General features: G+C 58.0%; 22 protein-coding genes and 1 riboswitch. Of the genes, 12 read left to right on the plus strand and 10 right to left on the minus strand.

Translation table 11 applies throughout. The annotated features are described in order from the left end of the window. Nucleotides 1–9 precede the first annotated feature (9 nt). The 3 genes from GOW16_RS06465 to GOW16_RS06475 form a co-directional block, all read right to left on the minus strand. On the minus strand, nucleotides 10–912 hold the full coding sequence (locus GOW16_RS06465) for an EamA family transporter (RefSeq protein WP_170412063.1): 903 nt from the start codon (nucleotides 910–912) through the stop codon (nucleotides 10–12). Nucleotides 913–999: 87 nt separating this feature from the next. Continuing rightward, nucleotides 1,000–2,163: a signal recognition particle-docking protein FtsY gene (ftsY, locus tag GOW16_RS06470; RefSeq protein ID WP_170412066.1), complete on the minus strand. Its 1,164-nt coding sequence runs from the start codon at nucleotides 2,161–2,163 to the stop codon at nucleotides 1,000–1,002. A 58-nt stretch (nucleotides 2,164–2,221) separates the two neighbouring features. Continuing rightward, nucleotides 2,222–2,860 carry a lysoplasmalogenase gene (locus GOW16_RS06475; RefSeq protein ID WP_170412069.1) on the minus strand — a complete coding sequence of 213 codons (639 nt, stop codon included), beginning with the start codon at nucleotides 2,858–2,860 and terminating at the stop codon, nucleotides 2,222–2,224. A gap of 133 nt (nucleotides 2,861–2,993) precedes the next feature. On the opposite strand from GOW16_RS06475, the gene GOW16_RS06480 reads away from it, so the two are divergent. Then, on the plus strand, nucleotides 2,994–3,389 hold the full coding sequence (locus tag GOW16_RS06480) for a hypothetical protein (RefSeq protein WP_170412073.1): 396 nt from the start codon (nucleotides 2,994–2,996) through the stop codon (nucleotides 3,387–3,389). Between the two features lie 7 nt (nucleotides 3,390–3,396). Here the strand turns inward: GOW16_RS06480 and xseA are convergent, their stop codons facing one another. Then, nucleotides 3,397–4,890: an exodeoxyribonuclease VII large subunit gene (xseA, locus tag GOW16_RS06485; RefSeq protein ID WP_170412076.1), complete on the minus strand. Its 1,494-nt coding sequence runs from the start codon at nucleotides 4,888–4,890 to the stop codon at nucleotides 3,397–3,399. A 74-nt stretch (nucleotides 4,891–4,964) separates the two neighbouring features. On the opposite strand from xseA, the gene purD reads away from it, so the two are divergent. Further along, nucleotides 4,965–6,227 carry a phosphoribosylamine--glycine ligase gene (gene purD, locus GOW16_RS06490; RefSeq protein ID WP_170412079.1) on the plus strand — a complete coding sequence of 421 codons (1,263 nt, stop codon included), beginning with the start codon at nucleotides 4,965–4,967 and terminating at the stop codon, nucleotides 6,225–6,227. A gap of 81 nt (nucleotides 6,228–6,308) precedes the next feature. Here purD and GOW16_RS06495 read toward each other — a convergent pair whose 3' ends face one another. Together GOW16_RS06495 and GOW16_RS06500 are read right to left on the minus strand one after the other, a co-directional pair. Then, complete coding sequence (locus GOW16_RS06495; RefSeq protein WP_368039874.1) at nucleotides 6,309–6,902, minus strand: FG-GAP repeat domain-containing protein; 594 nt, start codon at nucleotides 6,900–6,902, stop codon at nucleotides 6,309–6,311. Between the two features lie 194 nt (nucleotides 6,903–7,096). Further along, nucleotides 7,097–7,420: a 2Fe-2S iron-sulfur cluster-binding protein gene (locus tag GOW16_RS06500; protein WP_170412082.1), complete on the minus strand. Its 324-nt coding sequence runs from the start codon at nucleotides 7,418–7,420 to the stop codon at nucleotides 7,097–7,099. Between the two features lie 127 nt (nucleotides 7,421–7,547). On the opposite strand from GOW16_RS06500, the gene GOW16_RS06505 reads away from it, so the two are divergent. Beyond that, nucleotides 7,548–7,913, plus strand: a complete 366-nt coding sequence (locus GOW16_RS06505) for an OB-fold nucleic acid binding domain-containing protein (RefSeq protein WP_170412084.1) — start codon at nucleotides 7,548–7,550, stop codon at nucleotides 7,911–7,913. Nucleotides 7,914–8,178: 265 nt separating this feature from the next. After that, a complete protein-coding gene (locus tag GOW16_RS06510) occupies nucleotides 8,179–8,955 on the plus strand; it encodes a class I SAM-dependent methyltransferase (protein ID WP_170412087.1) in 777 nt (258 codons plus the stop codon). A gap of 132 nt (nucleotides 8,956–9,087) precedes the next feature. Here the strand turns inward: GOW16_RS06510 and GOW16_RS06515 are convergent, their stop codons facing one another. Continuing rightward, a complete protein-coding gene (locus tag GOW16_RS06515) occupies nucleotides 9,088–9,777 on the minus strand; it encodes a glutathione S-transferase N-terminal domain-containing protein (RefSeq protein WP_170412091.1) in 690 nt (229 codons plus the stop codon). 121 nt (nucleotides 9,778–9,898) lie between these two features. After that, a riboswitch (SAM riboswitch) is annotated at nucleotides 9,899–9,976 on the plus strand. Between the two features lie 65 nt (nucleotides 9,977–10,041). On the opposite strand from GOW16_RS06515, the gene metZ reads away from it, so the two are divergent. Then, complete coding sequence (gene metZ / locus GOW16_RS06520) at nucleotides 10,042–11,232, plus strand: O-succinylhomoserine sulfhydrylase (RefSeq protein ID WP_170412094.1); 1,191 nt, start codon at nucleotides 10,042–10,044, stop codon at nucleotides 11,230–11,232. Between the two features lie 169 nt (nucleotides 11,233–11,401). Next, a complete protein-coding gene (folE2, locus tag GOW16_RS06525) occupies nucleotides 11,402–12,505 on the plus strand; it encodes a GTP cyclohydrolase FolE2 (protein WP_170412096.1) in 1,104 nt (367 codons plus the stop codon). A gap of 334 nt (nucleotides 12,506–12,839) precedes the next feature. Here the strand turns inward: folE2 and GOW16_RS06530 are convergent, their stop codons facing one another. Continuing rightward, entirely contained in the window at nucleotides 12,840–13,490 is a 651-nt protein-coding gene (locus tag GOW16_RS06530) for a hypothetical protein (protein WP_170412099.1), read from the minus strand. On the opposite strand from GOW16_RS06530, the gene GOW16_RS06535 reads away from it, so the two are divergent. Together GOW16_RS06535 and GOW16_RS06540 are read left to right on the plus strand one after the other, a co-directional pair. Then, a complete protein-coding gene (locus GOW16_RS06535) occupies nucleotides 13,489–14,937 on the plus strand; it encodes a TrkH family potassium uptake protein (RefSeq protein WP_170412102.1) in 1,449 nt (482 codons plus the stop codon). The two genes, GOW16_RS06530 and GOW16_RS06535, sit on opposite strands and share 2 nt — an antisense overlap. After that, entirely contained in the window at nucleotides 14,937–16,511 is a 1,575-nt protein-coding gene (locus GOW16_RS06540) for a thiamine pyrophosphate-binding protein (protein ID WP_170412105.1), read from the plus strand. Before GOW16_RS06535 ends, GOW16_RS06540 begins: the two co-directional genes overlap by 1 nt. Before the next feature lie 55 nt (nucleotides 16,512–16,566). On the opposite strand, the gene GOW16_RS06545 is transcribed toward GOW16_RS06540, so the two are convergent. After that, a complete protein-coding gene (locus tag GOW16_RS06545) occupies nucleotides 16,567–18,300 on the minus strand; it encodes a serine protease (RefSeq protein ID WP_170412108.1) in 1,734 nt (577 codons plus the stop codon). 205 nt (nucleotides 18,301–18,505) lie between these two features. Between GOW16_RS06545 and GOW16_RS06550 the strand changes: the two genes are divergently transcribed. Next, on the plus strand, nucleotides 18,506–19,435 hold the full coding sequence (locus GOW16_RS06550) for a glycine--tRNA ligase subunit alpha (protein ID WP_170412111.1): 930 nt from the start codon (nucleotides 18,506–18,508) through the stop codon (nucleotides 19,433–19,435). 8 nt (nucleotides 19,436–19,443) lie between these two features. Here the strand turns inward: GOW16_RS06550 and GOW16_RS06555 are convergent, their stop codons facing one another. Next, a complete protein-coding gene (locus tag GOW16_RS06555) occupies nucleotides 19,444–20,076 on the minus strand; it encodes a MarC family protein (protein WP_170412114.1) in 633 nt (210 codons plus the stop codon). 91 nt (nucleotides 20,077–20,167) lie between these two features. On the opposite strand from GOW16_RS06555, the gene GOW16_RS06560 reads away from it, so the two are divergent. The 3 genes from GOW16_RS06560 to glyS are packed head-to-tail and all read left to right on the plus strand — an operon-like array spanning nucleotide 20,168 to nucleotide 24,230. After that, nucleotides 20,168–20,692 carry a DUF6446 family protein gene (locus GOW16_RS06560; RefSeq protein ID WP_170412117.1) on the plus strand — a complete coding sequence of 175 codons (525 nt, stop codon included), beginning with the start codon at nucleotides 20,168–20,170 and terminating at the stop codon, nucleotides 20,690–20,692. Nucleotides 20,693–20,702: 10 nt separating this feature from the next. Continuing rightward, a complete protein-coding gene (gene gltS / locus GOW16_RS06565; RefSeq protein ID WP_170412120.1) occupies nucleotides 20,703–21,914 on the plus strand; it encodes a sodium/glutamate symporter in 1,212 nt (403 codons plus the stop codon). Between the two features lie 9 nt (nucleotides 21,915–21,923). Then, the gene (glyS, locus tag GOW16_RS06570) at nucleotides 21,924–24,230 is read left to right on the plus strand and encodes a glycine--tRNA ligase subunit beta (protein WP_170412124.1); all 2,307 of its coding nucleotides are present in this window, start codon (nucleotides 21,924–21,926) and stop codon (nucleotides 24,228–24,230) included. Nucleotides 24,231–24,272 lie beyond the last annotated feature (42 nt).

Here is a 24,272-nt window from a genome sequence, read left to right on the forward strand (position 1 = left end):
TCCTGCTTTTTACCCTCCCATTTCAACTATTACTGCGCCCAATGCAATCAAAGCCATCAGAGCGACCCGTCTCGGTCCTACGGTTTCTTTTAACACCAGCCACCCGATCAGAGCGGCAAAGACGGTCGAGGTTTCCCGCAGAACGGCTGCTTCGCCTACCTTGTCGAGCCGGGTGGCCAGCATGATCGCTCCGAAGGACATAGGGGCGATGACACCTCCGACCAACCCCCTTATCATTAGCGGGCCGACAGCAGGAGGGGTGATCATGGCACGCCACCTTAGGAACGCATAAATCGGCATCGCGAATCCGTCGATCATGAAAAACCAAGCCAGAAAGGTGAACGGGTCGGCGGTGGCGCGTATGCCATAGGCATCGTAGGTGGTGTAGAGCGCGACGAACAGGCCGGTTGCGATGGCCAGAACCAGCGCGATACCCAATGTTTCCCGGTTGGTTTCCAGAAATCTGAGGTTGTAGGCCGCCAGCCCGAATATGCCCGTAAGCAGTACTAGAACGCCGAACCATTGCACCCCGGTAAAGGTCTCGCCGAACAGCAGGTAGGCACCGATGACCGTAAATAACGGGCCAGTGCCTCGCACCACCGGGTAGACTACCGTGTATGAGCCCTTGGTATAGGCCATTGCCTGGAGGGTTTTGTAGGCAATGTGGATCAGCCAGACGACGGCGAAGATGGGCCACATGTAGGGTTCCGGCCAGGGCACTACGAAGAAGGCGAATGGGGCGGCCATCAGGCAATAGCTGGCGTCGATTGCGCCCCGGGACAGCCAGGGATCATGGCGGCCTTTCTGCAGCGCGCCGAAAACCGCGTGCAGGAAGGCGGCCATCAGGGCGAGGCCAAGGGCCAGCTGGTGGCCGGCTTCAGTGCCTTCGAGAGAAATCAGCCAGTCGCTCAAATGTCAGTCTTTTCGCTGGATGGAGAGGCTGGGGGTTTTCCACCCCCAGACCCCCGGAAGGTATTTGGGGCCAGATGAAGGTCTGGATCAGGTTTGGCCCAGACCGGTGAGGGCGGCGGCGAATTCCTCGGGGTCGAAGGGGGCGAGGTCGTCGATCTGTTCCCCGACGCCGATGGCATGGATCGGCAGGCCGAATTTGTCGGCCAGCGCGACCAGCACGCCACCTTTGGCGGTGCCGTCGAGTTTGGTCATGACAAGGCCTGACACATCAGCGAGGTCACGGAACGTCTGGACCTGGCTCAGCGCGTTCTGGCCGGTAGTGGCGTCCAGCACAAGCAGTGTGTTGTGCGGGGCGGTATCGTCGATTTTGCGGATCACGCGGACGATCTTGGCCAGCTCTTCCATCAGGTCCGACCGGTTTTGCAGGCGGCCGGCCGTGTCGATCATCAGCAGGTCTGCGCCGTCTTGCTGGGCGCTCGACAAGGCGTCAAAGGCCAGCGAGGCCGGGTCGGACCCTTCGGGGGCGGTCAGAACCGGCACCCCGGCGCGGTCGCCCCAGACCTGTAGCTGTTCTACGGCAGCCGCTCGGAAGGTGTCTCCGGCGGCGATGACGACTTTTTTGCCGGCAGCTTTGAACTGGCTGGCCAGCTTGCCGATGGTTGTGGTTTTGCCGGATCCATTCACGCCGACGACCAGCACGACCTGCGGGCGCTTGGGGTAGATGGGTAGGGGCTTGGCAACGGGCTCCATCACACGGGCCACTTCCTGGGCCAGCAACTGCTTGATTTCTTGCGTGGACAGCTTTCGACCCAACCGCCCTTCAGCCATGTTCGAGGTGACGCGCAAGGCCGTGTCCACACCCATATCCGAGGCGATCAGCAGCTCTTCGAGCTGTTCGAGCATGTCGTCATCCAGCGTGCGGCGCACGACGGTTTTCGCTTCGCCGCGACCGAAGAGACGTCCCAATACGCCCTTGTTGGGTGTGGCTTCGGGCGGAGGCGGGGCCGGTGTTGGATCGACCGGTGCGGGTTCGGGCGTTTCCACCGGCTGTGGGACGGGTGCAGGTTCCGGTGCTTCCGGTACGGGCTGAGGAACTTCGGGAACCGGTTCAGGCTGCGGCTCAGGCTCGGGGATAATGGGATCGGGGGCGGCAGTTTCCTCGCCACCGTCTTCGACGATGGCATCCAGCCCCTGTTCGAGGCGGGACGAGGATTTGAACAGCTTGTCCTTTAGCTTTGAGAAAAACGCCATTTTTGGTCTCCGCAGGTGTTCCTCTCACCTAATGCGGAATTGCGGCAGTTGCAAAGGGTCAGGAAAGCGCAATCAAAAAACCGGCTTGCGCACCCCAGTACAAGATCCAGATCATGTAGGGCGTGAAGCGAAACGCCGGATGATCGTCAGGCAGCAAAAACTTCTCGGTCGCCAGGATCAGGTCCGATGCAATGAATGCCAGCGCGGCTGGTAAGGCCCAACGTAGCGCGCCTGCTTCCGGCAGGGCGAGGACCGTGATGCCCATGCCAAGAATGATCGGGATATAGACCAGAACAGGGACCTTGAGGTCCCCGGCGCGGGGGACGATCAGGGTTGCGGCGACGATGCCAAGGATAATCAATGACCAGAATATCCCGGGCCTGTCGAAGATCAGAGTGGTGTCACTGGATACGTGGCTCAGGAACAGGACGATGTAAGCCAGATGACCAGCTGCAAATGCACCTATCCCTGCCATGAAGGTCGTGTCTGTCTCTCGCGACAGCAGCGCATCCCCCAAGGCACATAGAACCAGGGCAAGCGTCAGGAGCGCCGGAGCACCGCTAAGAACAGCCGTCACGGCCAGTAGTGCGACAGAGGCCGTCTTGAACAATGAACGAAGGGCACTGGCGGGGCGTGGTGAAATCGGCAGATAGGCCAGAGCACTTGCAGCAGCGATCCAAAAAAGAGCGGTTGTCATAGTTTGTCCCCCGATAGGATTTTTCAGCAGCATCACCGGGATCGCATGAATAACTCAAGCGGTGACGTGAAGGCAGCCATCTGCGGGGAATTGCCTGTTGGCGCTGCTGATCAGCATCTGCCAGAATGGTCTTATGTTGACTCGTATTGCGATTCTTCTGACGATCACTGCGCAGGTGGCTGTGGCCCAGCCGACCTTGTCTGGGTCTGAGTTTGACCGCTACACGCGTGGGAAAACCCTGTTCTACGGTTTTCAGGGAACGGTGTACGGTGTTGAACGCTATTTGCCCAATAAACGCGTGATTTGGTCGTTTCTGGATGGCAATTGCAAAGAAGGCGTCTGGTACGAAAAGGGTGGCCAAATCTGCTTTATTTATGAAGACCGGATTGACCCGCAATGCTGGGTCTTTTCCAAAACCGATAGGGGCCTGATCGCCTTGTTCGAAGGTAATTCGGACGCCACTGAGCTGTACGAGGCCGAAGACATCAATGAAGAGATGGTCTGCCTCGGCCCCGAGGTTGGGGTCTAAGGGGTCGCTAGAACAGCGAGCCCTGATCTGGTGCATCTTTCTTGGGCGGTTTCTTTGATGTCGCCCGTGAAGCTGCGGGCTGACCGGTGTTCAGAAGGCCATCCGCGAACTCAATTTCGAACGTACTGTATTTTGAGGCCAGTTTCTTGGTTGTCAGAACCTCTCCCTCGGCCCGGACCACAGCGTAGCCGCGTTGCAGAGTCGCTTTGTAGCTAAGTGTTTCACGCAGGCGGTCGGCAGCGTCTAACTGTTGCCGCATCCGATCCAGACGCGTCGCCTGCGCCGTATTCATTCGTTCTGCCAACCTATTGGTATTCTGCCGCTGTTGCTCGATCTCTTTCTGGATTGGGCGCAGGGAAAGACGGGATGACAGGTTGCGCAAAGCTTCGTTTCTTGCCGACACGAGGTTGCGCAGTGTCGACGGACGTAGATGTGCGGACAGTTCAACAACTTGCAAACGCCGGTTCTGAACGCCGCGGTTCAGGGCGGGCGCCAGGCGATCTGCAATCAAATCAAGCCGTTGGCGTGGAGTGTTCAACAGGCTGTCCGGGCGCGGCAAAGCGCGGGATAGGTCACGAAGCCGTTGAGAGCGCCTTTGAACCGCGTCCGTCGCTGCACGTGACAGACGTGCGCCTTGCTCGCCGGTCCAGGCCAGTAGTTCCATGCGAACCGGAACGGCAAGTTCGGCCGCGGCTGTCGGCGTCGGGGCGCGCCGGTCCGAGACGAAGTCGATCAGTGTTGTATCCGTTTCGTGACCGACGGCTGAAATCAAAGGGATGTCCGACGCAGCCGTCGCACGCGCGACGATTTCTTCGTTGAAACCCCAAAGGTCTTCGATCGAGCCGCCGCCACGGGCAACGATGATCAGGTCGGGGCGGGGCAGTGAGCCGCCCGGTGTCAGCTTGTTGAAGCCATCGATGGCTCGCGCGACCTCGGGTGCGCAGTTGGAACCCTGTACAGCCACGGGCCAGATCAGCACCTTGCGCGGGAAGCGATCCCGCAGGCGGTGCAGAATGTCGCGGATAACGGCGCCGGATGGAGAGGTCACCACGCCAATGATCTGGGGCAAGTAGGGCAGTGGCTTTTTGCGTTCGGGCGCGAACAAACCTTCAGCCTCAAGCTGTTTCTTGCGCTTTTCCAGCAAGGCCATCAGCGCGCCTTGCCCCGCGACCGCGACCTCATCCACGTTCAGGTTATATTTGGACTGAGCACCAAATGCGGTCAGGCGACCGGTGACAACAACCTCAAGCCCTTCTTCCGGCACGACGGACAGGCCGGAGATCTGACCTTTCCACGTGGTGCAGGCCAGCACGTTCCGGTCGTCCTTGATATCGTAATACAGATGACCCGAGCGCGCCTTGAACACGCGGCCAACCTCGCCGCGTACACGGATTCGCCCGAATGCGCCTTCAAGTGTGCGTTTCACCTCGCCCGAGATGTCCGAAACGGTGTATTCAGGGGTGTTTTGGCCCGGGATCGGGTCATCAAGCAGGTCGGACATTTCAGCGCCTTGTGTCAAATGCCCGGCCAGCTTAGAACGCCCGGAAGGCGAGGCCAAGCAGATCGGAGACCTTCATGAACATCCTTATTCTCGGCAGCGGCGGGCGCGAACACAGTCTCGCCTGGGCGGTGATGCAAAACCCCAAATGTGATCGCCTGATCGTGGCGCCGGGAAATGCCGGGATTGCGCAGATCGCCGAGTGTGCTGCACTGGATATCGAGAACGGCGGCGCGGTTGTCAGTTTTGCCGAGGAGAACGCGATTGATTTCGTGATTGTTGGCCCCGAGGCCCCGCTGGCCGCTGGTGTCGCAGATCGGCTGCGTGAAGCGGGTGTGCTGGTATTTGGCCCGTCTGCCGATTCGGCACAGTTGGAGGCCTCGAAGAGTTTCACCAAAGAAATCTGTGACGCGTCGAACGCGCCCACAGCCGCCTATGCCCGGTTCACAGAGGCTGAGCCTGCCAAGGCCTACATTCGTGAGCAGGGCGCGCCGATTGTGGTTAAGGCCGATGGTCTGGCGGCGGGCAAGGGCGTTATCGTGGCGATGGATGACCAGACGGCGTTGGAGGCCATCGACGACATGTTTGGCGGAGCGTTCGGGGGGGCGGGGGCCGAAGTGGTCATCGAGGAATTCATGGAGGGCGAAGAAGCGTCCTTGTTTGTGCTGTGCGATGGCGACGATATCCTGTCCATCGGCACCGCGCAGGACCACAAACGCGTTGGAGAGGGCGATACGGGCCTGAACACCGGCGGCATGGGGGCGTATTCGCCTGCACCGGTTCTGAGCACTGAAATCGAGGCGCGCGCAATGGAAGAGATCGTGCGTCCGACCATGGCCGAGATGAAACGTCGGGGTATGCCGTTTCAGGGCGTTTTGTACGCGGGCCTTATGATCAAGGATGGTCAGCCTAGGTTGGTCGAATACAATGTCCGCTTTGGCGACCCGGAATGCCAGGTATTGATGATGCGGCTTGGTGCGCAGGTGCTGGATCTGCTGCATGCCGCCGCCGAAGGCCGTTTGAGCGAGACGCAGGTGAACTGGGCCAACGACCATGCGATGACGGTTGTGATGGCGGCAAAGGGCTACCCCGGTTCTTACGAAAAGGGAACTGCGATCAAAGGTTTGGATGCGCTTCCCGAAGATAGCAGCAACATGGTCTTTCACGCTGGAACCAAGGCTGTTGATGGGCAAGTGCAAGCGGCGGGCGGGCGCGTGCTGAATGTGACCGCGCGCGGGGATACTCTGCAAGAGGCGCGCGACCGGGTCTATGAAATGGTGGAAGGCGTGGGTTGGCCCGAAGGTTTTTATCGCCGCGATATCGGCTGGCGGGCACTTTGAAATGTAGACGGGTCAGGGGGCTTTGCCCCCTCGGCCTGCGGCCTCACCCCCAAGATATTTTTGGCCAGATGAAGGTGCGGATCAGCATTGCAAGGCACGGCTCAGGCTTTTATTTCCTGTGAACGGGCCGATATCGGTGATGGTCCATTCGGTTTTGAATGAAACGCTGATGATGCGTGTCCAGTTGTCGTTGACGACGATCAATTCCGGACTTTCGCCACAATCACGCAGGCCGCCAGATATGAAATCCTCGCCTATGCGATGATTTGTGAGGTTCGGCAGCGAGGCGATTTCAGCCAGTTTGCCGTGTTCGAAGCGCCAGATGCGCAAGGTTTTGGCCAAATGCGGGCGATCGATATAGGCGATCTCGACATTGCCATCTCCATCCAAGTCGGCGGCTCCGACCGGAGCAAGCCAGCGGAAACGGGTGCCGATATGCGGCGTGGCGGCGATCTTTTCGCCGCGAGCGTTATAAATCGCCAGCTGCGCGCCTTCGAGAACGCTGGATTCGACGACGATGACTTCGTTTGCTCCATCAAGGTCAACATCGGCCAGACGGGGCGCGAGGTCTTCGAAGACGCGATCCAGAGGGAGGCGTACTGTCAATACTGAGCGCTTGTAAACCGGCTGAACAAAGAGCGTCTGGCGCGTTAAGTTTGACGTGTCGATTTCCATCGCACCGTATTCGATGTTGTCCCCCAGAACTCCATGCGCATAACGAGTGGTCGGATCGGTAAATCGGGCAGCTGTTACAGTCTCTTTGGCTATGACAGGGCCCATCCCTGCTAGCCACAGACACAACGTTGCCAGTGCGCCGCGAGCCCGTTGTTGCCACAGGGGGACGGGCAGGCGCGGCGCTTTGCGATGCATCAGATCTGTTTTTCCGGCATTTGAACGACCAGACCATCCAGTTCGTCGGTGACCTTGATCTGGCAGGTCAGGCGGGAACGGGCCGGGTCGGGCTCATAAGCGAAATCCAGCATGTCTTCTTCCATGTCATCCTTGGCCGGAACTTTCTCGACCCAGTCGGGGTGGATGTAGACATGGCAGGTCGAACAGGCGCAGGCGCCGCCGCAATCGGCCTCGATGCCGGGGATATTGTTGTCACGGGCACCTTCCATGACGGTCAGGCCGTTGGCGACTTCGACTGTATGTTCGGTACCGCCGTGCTCGACATAGGTGATCTTTGCCATTGCGTGCGTCTTCCTCTTTCGCTTGTCGATTTCTTCCTTAGTGAAGGCATTTAGGTCTTTCCAGTCTCATTTGCGACTTGTCACGCCGCCTCTGGACTTTCCTTGCGTATGTTCTTTTTTTGTTCTCATGATTGTGTTGCCTGCCCGCCCTGTATCTACGAACCGGAACTGGCCGCGGCCGCCCGCGTGTCTGCCCGCCAACCGGTTGGACGATCCGCCCGAAGGCGCGCTGGTGGCGGTTGCGGGGCTGGTGATCCTGCGACAAAGGCCGAGTACGGCCAAGGGGGTGATCTTTGTCACGCTCGAGGATGAGACCGGCATCGTGAACGTGGTGGTCTGGCGCAAGATCTACGAACAGTTTCGCCGCGCAGTGATCTCGGGACGATTGTTGCGGGTGACGGGCCGGATGCAGCGGGCGCATTCGGTGACCCATGTGATCGCGGAAGAGGTCGAGGATATCTCAGGGCTACTGGATGTGCTGGTACGGGGCTGACCTGAATGAGATTATCTCCGTCTGCCGAATTTGATCAAAAAGATCAAAACCCATCTGGTGTCAAAAACAGGCCTAACACTCTAGCAAAAAAATCATTCCTAACCCAGGGTAAGAAATAAAACGCCTGTTTCGCCGACCCACTCTTGTGACAATGCCTGAACTAAAGTTAGATCGGTGAAAGTCAAACAAATTGAACCTGCCTAGAGTGGTTGAGACTAACGGCGGACGCCACTTTCGACTGTCCAAAAGCTAGAGAAGGAAAACTATGCAAAGCGAGATATACCCGGAGGACGCCAGGACTCGAAAATTCCGGCAGAGGCCGCACAACCGCTATTGGTGGTACAAACTGGCCGACACAGATTATATTCCTCCAGTATATGGATATTTAACTGACGAAGAGTGGTCGATAATTGACCAATGGCACACCGATAGTGGTGAGCAATTTGAAAACCCAGGTGAGATTACGGTTCCCGGAATATCGATGCTGCTTGGATTGATTGGTGGCAACGGAGTTTCAAGAATTGTTCAGTGCGGCCACTATGCCGGCTACTCAACACTATTGTTGGGCTTCATGCTTCGGCGCATGGGCAAGCCGCATAGTTTGTTTAGTATTGATATCGATCCTGATGTGACCGAATACACGCGAAGCTGGGTAGAGAAAGCCGGACTGAGCGATTTTGTTCACTTGGAGGTGTCAGACTCTGCCGACCCAGCCATACCGGAGAAAGCCGAGCAGTTCCTGACGGGAAAGCCGCAACTGGTGTTCATTGATTCGTCGCATCAATATGCCCACACGTTCAGAGAACTAGACCTGTGGTATGATGTCTTGCCAGTTGGAGGGCTATGCGTCTTGCATGACGTAAGCGAGTTTGCGAGATCCTTCGACGCAAGCGGCGAAGGCGGCGTAAAAAAAGCACTCAACGAATGGGCAGAGAAAAACGGAGTTCAATGTTTTACTATGAACGGGTTCGTTGAGAATTCGCCGCCTGACGATTTGGTTTACCGCGATGGGTGTGGTTTAGGGCTGTTGCAAAAAGTTTGAGACAGCAAGAAAAATTAACTCCACCGACAGCACGCCCTTGTCCGGTCAGGGTTCTAGGTATCCTAAATCAACGGAAATCCAGATAAAGCCAGGTTCGGAGTACGTCGTTGACGCTGACAGTTCTGTAGATTGTTATTGCTTAAACAACACCCCCTGCGCCTGTTTATCCCGGTGATCCCCACGTAACTCTGCATGCAGCGCCCGTCCGGCTTGAACCCCCGGGCGTGCGCTCACCGTTTCAAGCCATCGGGTGAAGTGCGGCTTATCCTCTAGCACCTGCTGCTGGCCTTCCCACAGGCTGGCCCAGCCCCAGATCGACATGTCTGCGATCGAATAGAAATCGCCCGCGACGTATTCGTTTTCGGCCAGACGTCGATCCAGCACGCCATAAAGTCGCCCGACTTCGGTGCGGTAGCGGTCTTTGGGATAGGGAAGGTCTTGTGGCGGATCCAGTTGAGGGGCGTATTTCAGGAAGTGATGCGCCTGACCCGCCATAGGTCCGACGCCGCCCATCTGCCACATCAGCCATTCCTCGACGGCGATCCGGTCACGCTCGGTGCTGCCGTAAAAGCGTCCAGTCTTGCGGGCCAGGTACATCAGGATCGCGCCGCTCTCAAAAACCGAGATCGGCGCGCCGTCGGGGCCGTCGGGGTCGACGATTGCGGGCATGCGGTTGTTGGGGGCGATCTTCAGAAACTCGGGGTCGAACTGATCACCCTTGCCGATATTGATCAGGTACGTGGTGAAGGGCAGCTCCATCTCTTCCAAAGCGATGGATGCCTTCCAGCCATTCGGCGTGGGCCAGAAATACAGATCGATCATGGTGCCTCCTCAGGTTGACCAGATCATGCGGTATTCTGCGCGATCGGCAAGAGGTGGTTACGAAAGCGTGACACGGAGCAAGCAGGCTTGACGGCTAGGGACGCGCGGCGTATTTGCGTCGCAGAAGCTACGTGGCGATTTGTTACCGGATTGCGGGCCACGCTAAACAACACCGCTAAAAGGTCAGGATGAAAGGCCCCTTTCGCTTGACCGCGTCTGGGGTTTTTTTGATGCCCTTGCCAGACAAGGGTCGAGAGGAATGAGATGAGCGAGAGCTGGAACAAACGCACCCAAGCCGTCCATGGCGGCACCCGTCGCAGCCAATACAACGAAGTCAGCGAAGCGATCTTTCTGACACAGGGCTTTGTCTATGAGACGGCCGAACAGGCCGAGGCACGGTTTATTGAGACTGGCCCGGATGAATTCATCTATGCCCGCTACGGCAACCCGACCGTTTCGATGTTCGAACAGCGCATAGCCGCGTTGGAAGGTGGCGAAGACGCATTCGCGACCGCGTCAGGCATGGCGGCGGTGAATGCGGCGCTGACTTCGATGCTTCAGGCAGGCGATCATGTGGTCTCCGCCAAGGCATTGTTCGGGTCCTGTCTGTATATTCTCGAGAATATCCTCACCCGTTTTGGCGTGGATGTCACCTTTGTCGACGGCACCGATTTGAATGCCTGGAAAGCTGCGATACGTCCTGAAACCAAAGCGGTATTCTTCGAGTCCATGTCGAACCCGACGCTTGAGGTCATTGATATCTCGGCGGTTGCTGAACTGGCCCATGCGGTGGGTGCGGTGGTGATCGTGGACAACGTCTTTTCTACGCCTGTCTTCTCGCGCGCGATCGAACAAGGTGCGGATGTGGTCGTCTATTCGGCGACCAAGCATATCGACGGGCAGGGGCGTGCCCTGGGTGGTGTCATCATTGGCACCAAGGATTTCATTCGCGGAACGGTTGAGCCTTACCTGAAACATACCGGCGGCGCGCTGAGCCCGTTCAACGCGTGGATCATGCTGAAGGGCCTGGAAACGATGGCGTTGCGCGTTAACGCTCAGGCAGAGACGGCACAGACCATTGCCGAAGCGCTTGAGGGGCACGGGGCGCTTGAACGGACGCTTTACCCGGGTCTGAAAACCCATGCGCAGAATGCGTTGGTGCAGACCCAATTGGGCGGTAAAGGCGGAACGGTCCTGTCGCTGGATATCAAGGGCGGCAAGGACGCGGCGTTTGCCTTCCTTAACGCGCTGACGATCCCTGTCATCTCGAACAATCTGGGCGACGCTAAGTCGATTGCGACACATCCGGCTACAACGACGCATCAGCGTCTGACCGATGATCAGAAGGATGAACTGGGCATCACACCTGGCCTTGTCCGCTTTTCCGTAGGGTTGGAGGACGCCGGTGATTTGCTTGCAGACATCAAGCAGGCACTGGACATGTCGCAACGTTAAATTGCGGAAGCTGTTTACTGCGTGCCGGGGCGAAACTAGGTGAAAATGACGTAAGCCATGCGATTTTCGCCGAATTTCGATCCGGGCTGTGCTTTTCAGCGTATAAAGCTACACTGGAAAGCAAGCCGAACAGGAATACAGCCCGGCGACCAACCGAGGAACCCGATCGATGAACGTGCACCCCCGCGACATTGAGGATATGCCCGACAACGACCAAGCCGCAGCCGCACTGAAAACGTTGCGCAAATGGGCCGAGTCTGCGACCGAGGCCGAGATTAGCCAGCTTGACCCGGCAATTGCGCGTCTTGTTCCTGGTCTTGTTCCTGTGAACTATCCGTCCCTGTCGCGCGAATACCCCGAAGGGTTCGCAGTCGATAGCGCGTATCGCGCGACCTTGCCGGATTTGCAGAATGGCCCGTCCAGTCTGATCCGGGGTGCCAAGCAGCAGATTCAACATGTTGGTATCTCGAATTTCCGCCTGCCGATCCGGTTTCATCGCAAGCACGGCGATGATCTGACGCTTGAAACCTCGGTCACAGGCACCGTCAGTCTTGAGGCCGAAAAGAAGGGCATCAACATGTCCCGGATCATGCGGTCTTTCTACAAGCATGCCGAGCGTACGTTCAGCTTTGAGGTCATAGAGGCCGCGCTGAATGATTATATGACCGATCTGGACAGCTTTGATGCGCGCATCCAGATGCGGTTCTCCTATCCCGACCGCGTGCAAAGCCTGCGATCCGGGTTGGAGGGGTACCAGTATTACGACATCGCGTTGGAGTTGGTCGAACAGGGCGGCGTGCGCCAGAAGATCATGCATCTGGATTACGTCTATTCTTCGACGTGCCCCTGTTCGTTGGAGCTCAGCGAACACGCGCGCTCGACCCGCGGACAACTGGCAACGCCGCATTCCCAGCGCTCGGTGGCGCGGATTTCTGTCGTGGTTGATTGCGATACGGATTGTTTGTGGTTCGAGGATCTGATTGCCATCTGCCGCCGCGCCGTTCCGACCGAGACGCAGGTAATGGTCAAACGCGAGGACGAACAAGCCTTTGCTGAGCTAAATGCAGCCAATCCGATCTTTGTCGAAGATGCGGCCCGCCTGTTCTGTGCCGAATTGCTGGCCGATCACCATATCGGCGATTTCCGTGTTGTCGCAAGCCATCAGGAAAGCCTTCACAGCCACGATGCGGTTTCGGTTTTGACCGAAGGTCCGACCTTTGTGTCACCCAGCCTGGACCCACGGCTATTCACCACTCTTTTCCACGTCGGGTGACGGGCAGGGTGGATCAATAAAGTATCAATTTTAGACTAAAAGCGGTTTTCCGCCGCACTGCGGCAATTCGTGCTGCGCTTGCATGGTTTTTCACGCTAAACTGGTGCGGAATGCAGCCGGGGCAGGCGAACTTCTGTTCGTGCGTCTGCCGCCCTGAAAGGAAGCTGGGACGTGCGACGCTCAGGACTTCGTGACTGCCTGATCCGCCCGAGCAATCGGGACGGGCAGGTCTTTTTACTCTTTTGCAGGCTGCATCGCTTTCAGAGGAGAACTAACGTATGAATCCAATTTCCCAACCGCTGGAGTTTCAGGCCGCAGCCATCCGAATGGCCGGCTATGCGGTTAGAAACCAGATGAAAATTATGCAGATTTTGACCCGTTCGGCGATGGAGCTGCCGTTTGTGTCGGTTAGTGCCCTGCACGCGTCAGCTTCGGCTCCGAACCCGGTGGCATCTTCGGCAAAAGTCGCGCCCAAGACCAAACCGGTTGCCAGGGTTAAACCCGCCGCAGCAACCAAGCCCAAGCCCGTGGCTCGTAAGAAAGCGATTGCAAAACCCAAGGTCGAATCACCTAAGCAGACCGCGACCAAAACCGCTTCGGTGGCAGCCAAGGCTTCGGAAAGAACGGCCGCCAAACCAGCTGTTGTCAATAAGACGTCAGCGCCGAAACCAAAGCCAGTGGCGGCAAAAACTGCTGCATCCAAGGCACAAGCCGCGCCAACGGCGAAACCGCAGTTCGCCGCCAGGGCAGAGGCACCGAAAGTGGCGGTTAAACCCGCTGTGAAACCGGCGACCGCCAAACCAGCCGCCAAACCAGTCACAGAGAAACCAGCGCCTGCAAAAGCAGAGGCAGCGACAACAGCGGCGCGCCGGACACGTGCACCGTCCAAACCACCCGCGATGCCGGTATCAGCGAGTAAAACGGAGGAGTAATACCCGACACCGGCTTGACACAGTCGTGCAGGCGCGCCAACGCTGCGCCTCATGACGGATATGCGCCCGGTTGGATATGTGATTGGCCTGTTGGTCGCCATTCTTGGGGCGACCATGCTGCTGCCTATGCTTGCGGACTTCATAGAAGGCCGGGGTGAATGGCACGTTTTTCTGGAAAGCGGCGTCATCACGATTCTGACCGGTGTCATTCTGGCGATGAGCTGTTCGAACGGTGTTGGCGAAGGTCTGACGATCCGTCAGACCTTTTTGCTGACCACAGGTGTCTGGGTCGCGTTGCCGTTTTTCGGCGCCATCCCGTTTCTGTTCGGCGAGACCGAGCTGCGCTTTGTCGACGCCTATTTCGAGGCGATGTCGGGCCTGACAACGACCGGTTCGACCGTGATTTCCGGTCTTGATAACCTGCCGCAGGGTTTGTTGCTGTGGCGCGGGTTGCTGCAATGGCTGGGCGGCATCGGTATCATCGTCGTCGCCATGGTCTTCCTGCCCGAGCTTCGGGTCGGGGGTATGCAGATCTTCCGCTCGGAAGGATTTGAAACCATGGGAAAAATCCTGCCGCGTGCGCAAGAGATTGCTGGGCAGATTTCTCTGATCTATGTCTTTCTGACCATTGTCTGCGCGTTGGTCTACGCCGGTCTCGGCATGGGTTTTTTTGATGCGGTGGTGCACGCGCTGACGACGATCTCAACCGGCGGATTTTCGAATTATGACGCGTCGTTCGGCACGTTTTCGGGTCCGGCGGAATATGCGGCCTCGGTCTTCATGATCCTCGCCGCGTTGCCGTTCGTGCGCTACGTCCAGTTTGCCAATGGCAATACCACGTCCATTTTCCGGGACAGCCAGATACGGACATTTCTGGCGACTATTCTGGTGTTGGTTGTCATCATGGCGGTCTTTCTGACATCCGTGTTCCCGCACCATTGGGAACAGGCGGTCCGGGAATCTCTGTTCAACATCACCTCGATCATTTCGGGCACTGGTTATGCCAGCGTGGACTACATGGGGTGGGGCAGTTTCGCGATCATGATGTTCTTTCTGATTGGTTTGATCGGTGGTTGCGCGGGCTCGACCGCCTGTTCCATCAAGATCTTCCGGTATCAACTGCTGTTTGCGTCGATCAAGACCCAGATCCGTCGTATCCGCTCCCCTCATGGGGTCTTTATGCCGCAATATGATGGCCGCTCGATCGGCCCGGACGTTTTGACCTCGGTCATGAGCTTTTTCATGTTTTTCGTAGTCTCGCTGGGTGTTTTAGCCTGGGCGCTGGCACTGACAGGTTTGGATTTCATAACAGCCGTGTCCGGAGCGGCGACTGCGCTGGCCAATGTAGGGCCGGGGCTGGGGGATCAGATCGGGCCGGCCGGCAACTTTGCGGGGCTCAGCGATACCGCGAAATGGCTACTATCGATCGGTATGCTGGTGGGGCGGCTTGAACTTTTGGCCGTCTACGCTCTGTTCACTGTCCAGTTCTGGAGGAATTGATGAAAAGACCCCTTGGCGCGCAGATTTCGCATATGCTGCGAGATCGCGGAGTGGATGTGATCTTTGGCATTCCGGGCGTGCACAATCAGGAAATGTATCGTGGGATCGAAGAGGCCGGAATAACCCATGTGCTGGCCCGGCACGAGCAGGGCGCGGGGTTTATGGCTGACGGCTATGCCCGTGCGACCGGTAAGCCGGGCGTTGCTTATGTCATCACCGGGCCAGGACTGTGCAACATCATGACGCCGATGGGCCAGGCCTATACCGACTCTGTGCCAATGCTTGTGATGTCCTCCTGTCTGGATGAAACGCAGGCGGTGCACGGCCAATTGCACCAGATGAAAGACCAGCGAGCCGCGGCTGAAACCGTAACCGACTGGTCGCATCAGGCAAACACGGCGCAGGCCGCCTACGGTCTGGTCGAGCGTGCTTTTGAGGAATTTGAACTTAGCCGTCCACGTCCGAAGCACATTCAGGTGCCGATTGCACAGCTTGAGGCCGAAGCGGACCCCGCACCCTTTCCCAACCAGCCTGGTTTGCGAACAAAGGTGCTACCGCAGGACGTTGCGCCGGTGTTGTCCATGCTGAACATCGCGCAGCGCCCGTTGTTTGTTCTGGGTGGCGGCGCCCGGTCGAATCTGTGGCGGCAGATCCTGACACAACTGGGCGCGGCATGTTTCACCACCTATGCCGGGCGCGGAATGGCGGGGTTGGGCTATGCCTTGGACTTTGGGGCCACGTTGCCACGACCGGGCAGCGCCGATGTCATCGCCTCGGCCGATCTTGTGGTTGTTGTGGGCGCGGAATTGGGCGAGGTCGACTTGTGGCGAAACACATTGGGCCACACGGCCAATCTGGTGCGTATAGATCTGGACCCGAAGGTGCTGTCGGATCAGCATCGCGCAGCGGTCAAGTTGCAGGCTGACGGGGAAAGCTTTGCCCATGCACTTTGGGCAGCCATTGATCATGTCAAACCTGCAACTGGCTGGAAATCAGGAGAAGTCACCGGTGCCCGCAGCCGTTGGCGCGCCGAAGTGGATGCGGAACGACCGGGCATCGTACCGGTGATGGATGCACTGCGCGAAGCCATGCCCGGCGACACCATGATCTATTCTGACATGACCCAGTTCGCATATGTCGCCAAAGAAGTCTGGGATATGGCCTATCCCTATCATTGGCATCACCCGACCGGGTTCGGAACGCTTGGCTATGCGCTGCCGGCCGGAATTGGCGGGGCCGTGGCGCGCCGTGGTAAGCCAACAGCAGTGATCGCCGGAGATTACGGTTTTCACTATACGATGCAAGAGCTTGGGGCAGCCGTAGAGTTGGGCCTGTCACTGCCGATCATCCTTTGGGACAATGGGAAGCTCAAAGAAATTGAGGACAGTATGGTTCGGAGTCAGATCGCCCCAAAAGCGGTTGTCGCGCGGAACCCGGATTTCTGCAAACTTGCCGAGGCGTTCGGTGCGTTGTCGTCTGCGCCCTCCAACTTACCCGAGATGCAGGAGGCGGTTCGGTCGGCTTTTGCCGCTCCGATTCCGACGCTGATCCGGGTTACACCGGATATCCTTTAGCCAACGAAAAAGCGCCGCTCGTATGAGCGGCGCTTTGAACGATTTGGCAACGGGATCAGTCCCAGCAATGAACCAGAACGGTCATTCCGTTTGCGCGGCGGCTGAGTTCATTGGGCGAGATCTGCGCCGTGGGCTGACCCGACTGACCGGATACACCGGCTTTGGTCAGAACTTCGTTAAGGCTGTTTGCCGTGGCGGCAAGGCTGACGGACGCGGGCAGGGTGCGCCCCTCGGTCGGGGTTGGCAGCAACATGCCAACAACCTGACCATTGCCGTCAAACACTGGCCCGCCTGCGTCGCCGGGCTGGGCTGCCAATGCCAGACGTTTCACACCGTCTTCTCCGTTCAGGCCGCGCACATCGGCGACTTGGCCAAAGGTAAGCGTGGGTGCGCCCAATGCGCCCTGATACGAGAACCCGGACACCGCGACCTCAGATTGAATACGCGGGGCATCAACGTTGAACTCTGCCACGTTGACCGGCACCAAATTCTTCTTGGGGCGCAGAACCGCGACACCCAGATCGGCATCGGACAATGCGACCTGGAACTCCTGGTCGTCATCCAATGTGATGCGTGTACAGCTGTCAGCGGCCTCGAATACCGTCAGAACTGTGCCGCTTACATCAGCGAAGAAGCCCGAACGGGACAGGCGCGGTGTGCGCACCTGCAGCCCGGACACCAGATCAATCCGCTGTTCCGCACCGGCACCGGCCGCCGCGTCCAGCACCGGGCCAGTTGCGGCAAAACTGGACCGCATGGCAGCCAGTACTCTGGCAAGGCGTGCGTCGTCACCTTCGGGCCAGACAAGTGTAAAGCCTTTGATCTGGCCGTCATCCAGCCGCGCTTCACTATGGGATACGATCCCATTGCCGCGTCCCTCCAGCATGAAGCTATCACTACGCAGTTGACGCGGACCGTCCAGCGGAACGATTTCCAACGACTGCATAACTTCATAAAGTGCGCGCAGCGTGGCCTTGTCGCCATTTTGACTGATCAAAAGGGCTTTCGCGCCCAGATCTGTGGTCCCTTTGAAATGAACAAACGGGGCCTCATACCGGTCGAACGCGACGACACCCAGCGGCAGGTCCATGTCGATACCGGCCTGTGGGTCGGAATAACGCTCCAAGCCCACGCTCAGAAGCGGGGCATTAAAATCGTCCATCAACACCTTGCGCTGCGCAGTCGTCAGAACGCCGGTTGCCTCAAAGCCATTGAATCGTTGCCATTCGCCCATGGACCGGCGGGTGCCTTGGCCGAATGCGCCGTCGATTGTCGAATTGTAAAATCCTGCAGCCTGTAGGGCGGACTGCAAATCCATACGTTGTTGTCTGCTCAGTACGCGTTCGTTTTGTAGTGCCTCAGAGCGTGTTTCGTCCGAAGCCTGCGGGGTCAGCTCCACAACCGGCTGCTCCGGCTGTGGCTCGACCGGTGGTGTCACTACGCCACGATCCAGAATATTTGCTCCGACCGGCCAGAATTGCTGACCCAATGAGCTGGAGAACGCGATGTAACTGTCCGCGGGAATCTGCCCCTCGGCCCGGTACACACTCAGAACCTGTTCCGCGTCGTTGCGCAAATAAGGCCCGATAACAATGGCATACCAGCCAGAGTTCAAACGAAACCCGTTTACGTCGGGCAGGGTGCTGGCATAGGCCTGCGCACGTTCCTGCGCCTCGCGCAGCGATGGTTGCGCTTCGACCTGCACCCAGACGCCAGCGTCCTGCTGTGCGAAAACAGCGCGCGCGCCGAAGAGAAAAAGAAACAAAATTGTCGTGAATATGCGAGTCATTGTCTGCCCGTGTCCGCGGTGTTCTATCTTTGCCGGACACTACGCGAACTAACGTACCGAAAGCCATGCCCGGAATACGGGGAATTTCCAGTGTGGCCGCGCAGTGACAGCATAGGCTTTGCGGCCCGTTGACGCCCAACGGCCCCTTGCATAGGAAGGACAAAACCCAACGGAACCGGGCGCAGTGGCGTCCAAAGGGAATGTCATGACCGAACAGTCCAGCGCACCACGTTCTTTTCAAGAGATAATCTTGCGGCTTCAGACCTATTGGGCCTCGAAAGGCTGCGCCATCCTACAGCCCTATGACATGGAGGTTGGGGCAGGTACGTTCCACCCGGCGACTACCTTGCGTGCTTTGGGCGCGAAAGCCTGGGCCGCGGCTTATGTGCAGCCGTCGCGCCGTCCGACCGACGGGCGTTATGGTGAAAACCCGAACCGTTTGCAGCACTACTACCAGTATCAGGTCCTGATCAAACCTAGCCCGCCAGATCTGCAAGAACTGTATTTGGGTTCGCTGGAGGCGATTGGCATCGACATGAACCTGCATGATATCCGGTTTGTCGAAGATGACTGGGAAAGCCCCACTCTGGGTGCCTGGGGATTGGGTTGGGAAGTCTGGTGTGACGGCATGGAAGTCAGCCAGTTCACCTATTTCCAGCAGGTCGGCGGCCACGATTGCGCGCCCGTGTCGGGCGAATTGACGTATGGGTTAGAGCGTCTGGCGATGTATGTGCTGGGCATTGACCATGTGATGGACATGCCCTTCAACGATCCGCAATCTCCCAGCCCTCTGACATATGGCGACATCTTCAAGCAAACCGAAGAGGAATATGCCCGTTGGAACTTTGACGTGGCCAACACCGAAGTTCTGCTGCGTCACTTCGAAGAGGCCGAGGCCGAATGCGCAACCATTCTGGCGCAAGAGCATGACGACCCGAAGACCGGCAAGCGCATCATCATGGCGCACCCGGCTTATGATCAATGCATCAAGGCCAGCCATGTGTTCAACTTGCTGGATGCGCGCGGAGTGATCTCGGTGACAGAACGTCAGGCCTATATCGGGCGGGTGCGAGCATTGGCGAAACAATGCGCGGACGCATTTCTGTTGACCGAGGCCGCCGGGTTCGAGGCTTAATGCGCCGCTCAGGCCAGTCCAGGCAACAACACTTTGAGGCCAGCCGCGATCATACCGATTGCGATGGCCGACAGGATCATGCCCATGAACCGGCTCATAATCACGCGGGCGTTCTCGGACAGGCGCTTTGCAATCGCCGAAGCGTTCCAGAAGGTCACAAAAAGCAACAGCAGAACGATCAGAAAAACACCTGCGTAAACAGCAGCATCGACGGTGTTTTTGATATGGTGAGCATACAGGATCAGCGTTGTGATGGTGCCTGGTCCGACAAGGATCGGGAAGGCCAGCGGATAAAATGCGACCGTGTCGGGTTCAGGGTAGGCTTGTCGCTCGCCCTCGGTTCCGTGATGCGACGTGCTGGGCTTTCCGTTCAGCATGTTCAGGCCGATCATCAGAACGACGAGACCGCCCGCCACACGCAGGTCATCGACGCTGATGCCGAACAGGCTGAGCGCCTGGTTTCCCACAGCCGCAAAGGATGCACCGAGGATCAGGCAATAGAGCGCCGTCTTTGTCGCCACCTTGCGTTGCTCGGCCGGGGCCAGACCATCCGTGACGCTGAGGAACACCGGCAGGTTCGTGATCGGATTCATAATAGCGAAAAGCGCTCCGAAGAATCCTACGGCAAGGGTGCTATCCATTTAAAACGTCTCTTTGCGGCCTGTAATCAATTGGAACTTGTCCTATTTTCACCGTTCGTGAAAGAGGCGTCGTGAGCAGAAGGAAAAGATGATGACGGGAAAAGTGCTTGCGATCGTATTGCTGATCTCAGCCGCGGCGGCCGGTATCGGGATGTACTACCTGCAAATCTACGGCTTTTACTATGACGTTGAGGCCAAGCCCGGGCAGGACGTCTTGTTGATGACAGATGGGGCTGAGGCACCCGCACCGATTTCCTACACGGCGTTTCAGGCGATTGACGCCGACAGCTCACCCATCCGCTATCGGGCCTGTTTTGAAACGGATCTGACGCTTGAGAAAATTGAGCAAACCTATGTCATGGTTGAGAACGCAGAGCCACTGACCGCGCCCGGATGGTTCGATTGCTTTGATGCCGTGGCGGTGGCAGACGCCCTGAAATCGGGTGAGGCCAAGGCGTTTCTGGGTGCAAAGAACATCCACTTTGGCGTTGATCGTATTGTTGCCGTGACCAAGGACGGCAAAGGCTATGTCTGGCATGCGCTGAACAATTGCGGCGAAAAAGCTTATGACGGCACGGTGATCGGCGAGGAATGCCCGCCGCGCCCCGAGAGCTGAGGAGCCAGACTTGGCCAATATCGTTCAGATCGATGACTTTCTGACCGTGACGCTTGGGTTTGCCGTCTATCTGGCTGGGGCCGAGATCAACGCTCGGGTCCCCACGCTCCGGCAGTTCAACATCCCCGAGCCTGTGACCGGAGGTTTGCTCGCCTCGATAGTGGTGTTGCTTCTGTATCTGGTGTTCGATCTGGAGTTGTCTTTCGGCCTGAACGCACGGGACTTTCTGCTTGTGGTGTTCTTTGCGGGTATTGGCCTGAATGCGCGGTTTTCTGATTTGATTTCCGGCGGTAAGCCATTGTTCTTACTTCTGATCCTGACATTGACGACTATTGTGGTTCAAAACGTCGTTGGCGCATTCGGGGCATCGCTGTTTGGATTCCCCGCGCAATCTGGAGTTCTGTTCGGTTCCGCCTCTCTGATCGGCGGGCATGGAACCGCGATTGCCTGGGCACCCGAAGTGGCCGAGGTCACTGGCCTGATCGGCGCGACAGAGCTGGGTGTCGCAGTTGCCACGCTGGGTCTGGTGTTGGCTGCGCTGGTTGGTGGACCGGTGGCCCGGTATCTGATCGAAGGGCGCGGCTTGTCGCCTGCACGCCCGGACGAAGAACACACGGTTGGACTGCCGGATTACGGCGATGAGACGGCCACACAGATCGATCACCTGACGATCATGCGCGTGCTGTTGTATCTGAACATCGCCATGTTGTTCGGTTACATTCTGTGGCAGGTGATCGACGATTCAGGTCTGAAGCTGCCTCTATTCGTGCCCTGCCTTATCATGGGTATCGTCGTTGCCAATTTGCGAGATTTTCTGGCCCCAAATGCAAAGCCGGTGGCCCGCACGCCTTCGCTGGCACTGATCTCCGAGTTTTCGCTGGGCGCGTTTCTGGCGATGTCGCTGATGAGCTTGCAGCTTTGGACCATCGCGGAACTGGGCCTGGCAATCGTGGTCATCATGTCCGCGCAAACCCTGTTCGCCATCGCTTTCGTGATCTGGGTTCTGTTCCCGGTCATGGGCAGCAATTATCGCGCTGCCGTGCTTGCCGCCGGTTTTGGTGGGTTTGCCCTGGGGGCCACCCCGACCGCAATCGCAAATATGACCGCCGTCACCAAGCGATATGGCCCATCGCCTATTGCTTTTATCGTACTGCCCCTTGTATCCGCATTCTTTGTGGATATCGCTAATGCCATCGTCATTCAGACGATCGTCAATTTCTAAGGACCGAATATGCCCGACCTGCTGATCGAATTGTTTTCCGAGGAAATCCCCGCGCGTATGCAGACCCGCGCTGGCGAAGACCTGAAAAAGCGGATCACCGATGGTTTGGTCGAGGCCGGTCTGACTTATGCCTCTGCTGCAGCATTGACGACGCCTCGCCGCCTGACACTGGCGGTCGAAGGGCTGCTGGCCGAAAGCCCCACAACCCGCGAAGAACGCAAAGGTCCGAAAGTTGGCGCTCCCGACAAAGCCATCGAAGGCTTCCTGCGCGGCGCAGGTCTGACCCGCGATCAGTTGGAAGAGCGCGAGACACCCAAAGGTGCGGTCTATTTCGCCACCATCGAAAAGGCTGGCCGCCCGGCGGCTGAGATCGTTGCCGAAGTGCTTGAGGCGACGATCCGCAACTTCCCTTGGCCCAAATCCATGCGCTGGGGCAGTGGCGGTCTGCGTTGGGTGCGTCCTCTGCATTCGATCCTGTGCATCCTAACTGATGAGGCTGGCGCGCAAGTTGTGCCGATGGAAATCGACGGCATCAAAACCGGGGACACCACCGAAGGCCACCGTTTCATGGCGCCGGGTCGCTTTGCCGTTTCCTCCTTCGAGGATTACGCCGCGAAACTGAAGCGCGCTTTCGTTGTCCTGTCGCCCGCAGAACGAGCTGAGCATATCTGGAACGATGCCCAGAACCTCGCCTTTGCAGCAGGTTTGGAAGTCGTTGACGACAAAGGTTTGCTGGCCGAGGTTGCAGGGCTGGTCGAATGGCCCGTGGTCCTGATGGGGCAGATCGACGACGAGTTTCTGGAACTGCCGCCCGAGGTGTTGCAAACCTCGATGAAAGAGCATCAGAAGTTCTTTTCCGTGAAGAACCCCAAAACGGGCCGGATTGAACGCTTCATCACCGTTGCGAACCGTGAAACCACGGACAACGGCGCGACCATTCTGGCCGGGAACCAAAAGGTTCTGTCGGCGCGTCTGGCGGATGCGAAATTCTTCTGGGAGAACGACCTGCGCGTCGCCAAATCGGACATCGCCCAATGGACCCGCGCGCTGGAGAATGTGACGTTCCACAACAAGCTGGGAACGCAGGCGGAACGGATTGACCGTATTGCCGCGCTAGCCCGGGAACTGGCCTCGGTTACTGGCGCAGATGCAGACCAGGCCGAGAAAGCCGCACGTCTGGCCAAGGCCGATCTGAGTTCCGAGATGGTCTATGAATTCCCGGAACTTCAGGGGCTTATGGGCCGGTACTACATCGAAGCCGCAGGTGAAGACGCCGCCGTGGCGGCCGTAGCGGAGGACCATTACTCGCCGCTGGGCCCGTCCGATGATGTGCCCACCGCGCCTTTGTCAGTGACCGTGGCGCTAGCCGACAAGCTGGACACGCTGACCGGTTTCTGGGCCATTGATGAGAAACCGACCGGGTCGAAAGATCCGTTTGCCCTGCGTCGGGCGGCGTTGGGGGCCATTCGGTTGGTGTTGGAGAACGGCCTCGACTTGAAGTTAGAGCAAGTTATTCGGCTGGGGTTTGCGGCACACTGTTATCGCAACACGACATTGGAAATTAAGGACAGGCTGGAACAAGATCGGCATATTGCAGAAGCGCTAAAGATAGATGCGAAGCGTGTTGATCAAATTAGGGCTGAACTGACAGAGATGTGCCGTTTGGATGAACCAGGCGCACGGGCAAAAGTGGAGTCACTTTTCGCAGAAACCGGATTGACCGGCGAAGAGTTGTCCCAGTTCAGGCGTATCGTACCTATTCAGCAGTTTATGTACGACGTTTTCGGTTTGACTGACCTCCTCTCCTTCTTCCACGATCGCCTCAAAACCTTCCTCCGCAATGAGGGTATCCGCCACGACATCATCGACGCCTGCATCGCGATGGAGGGCAGTGATGACCTCAACCTTCTGGTCAAACGCGCCCGCGCGCTGAACGCGGTGATCGCGACTGAGGATGGCGAAAACCTTGTGCAGGGGTTCAAGCGCGCCAACAATATCCTCACGCAGGCCGAGGAAAAGGATGGGGTCGAATACTCCTACGGTGCCGATATCAAGTTTGCGGAAACTGACAGCGAAAAGGCTCTGTTCGGAGCGCTGGAGGCCGCGCAGGCCAAGATCGACCTGGCCCTGAAGGCCGAGGACTTCCCCGCCGCCATGTCGGCTATGGCCGCGTTGCGCGGTCCGGTGGATGCATTTTTTGAGGATGTTCAGGTCAATACTGACAACGACATCCTGCGCCGTAACCGTCTGAACCTGCTCAGCCAGATCCGTCAGGTCTGCTCCAGTGTTGCCGATCTGAGCCGCATCGAGGGCTGACCCAGAACGCCCTTGCGCCATTGGAGCAGGGGCTTATGCTGC

It is taken from the genome of Ruegeria atlantica, from assembly GCF_013033965.1.
GTDB classification, from domain to species: Bacteria; Pseudomonadota; Alphaproteobacteria; order Rhodobacterales; family Rhodobacteraceae; genus Ruegeria; species Ruegeria atlantica_D.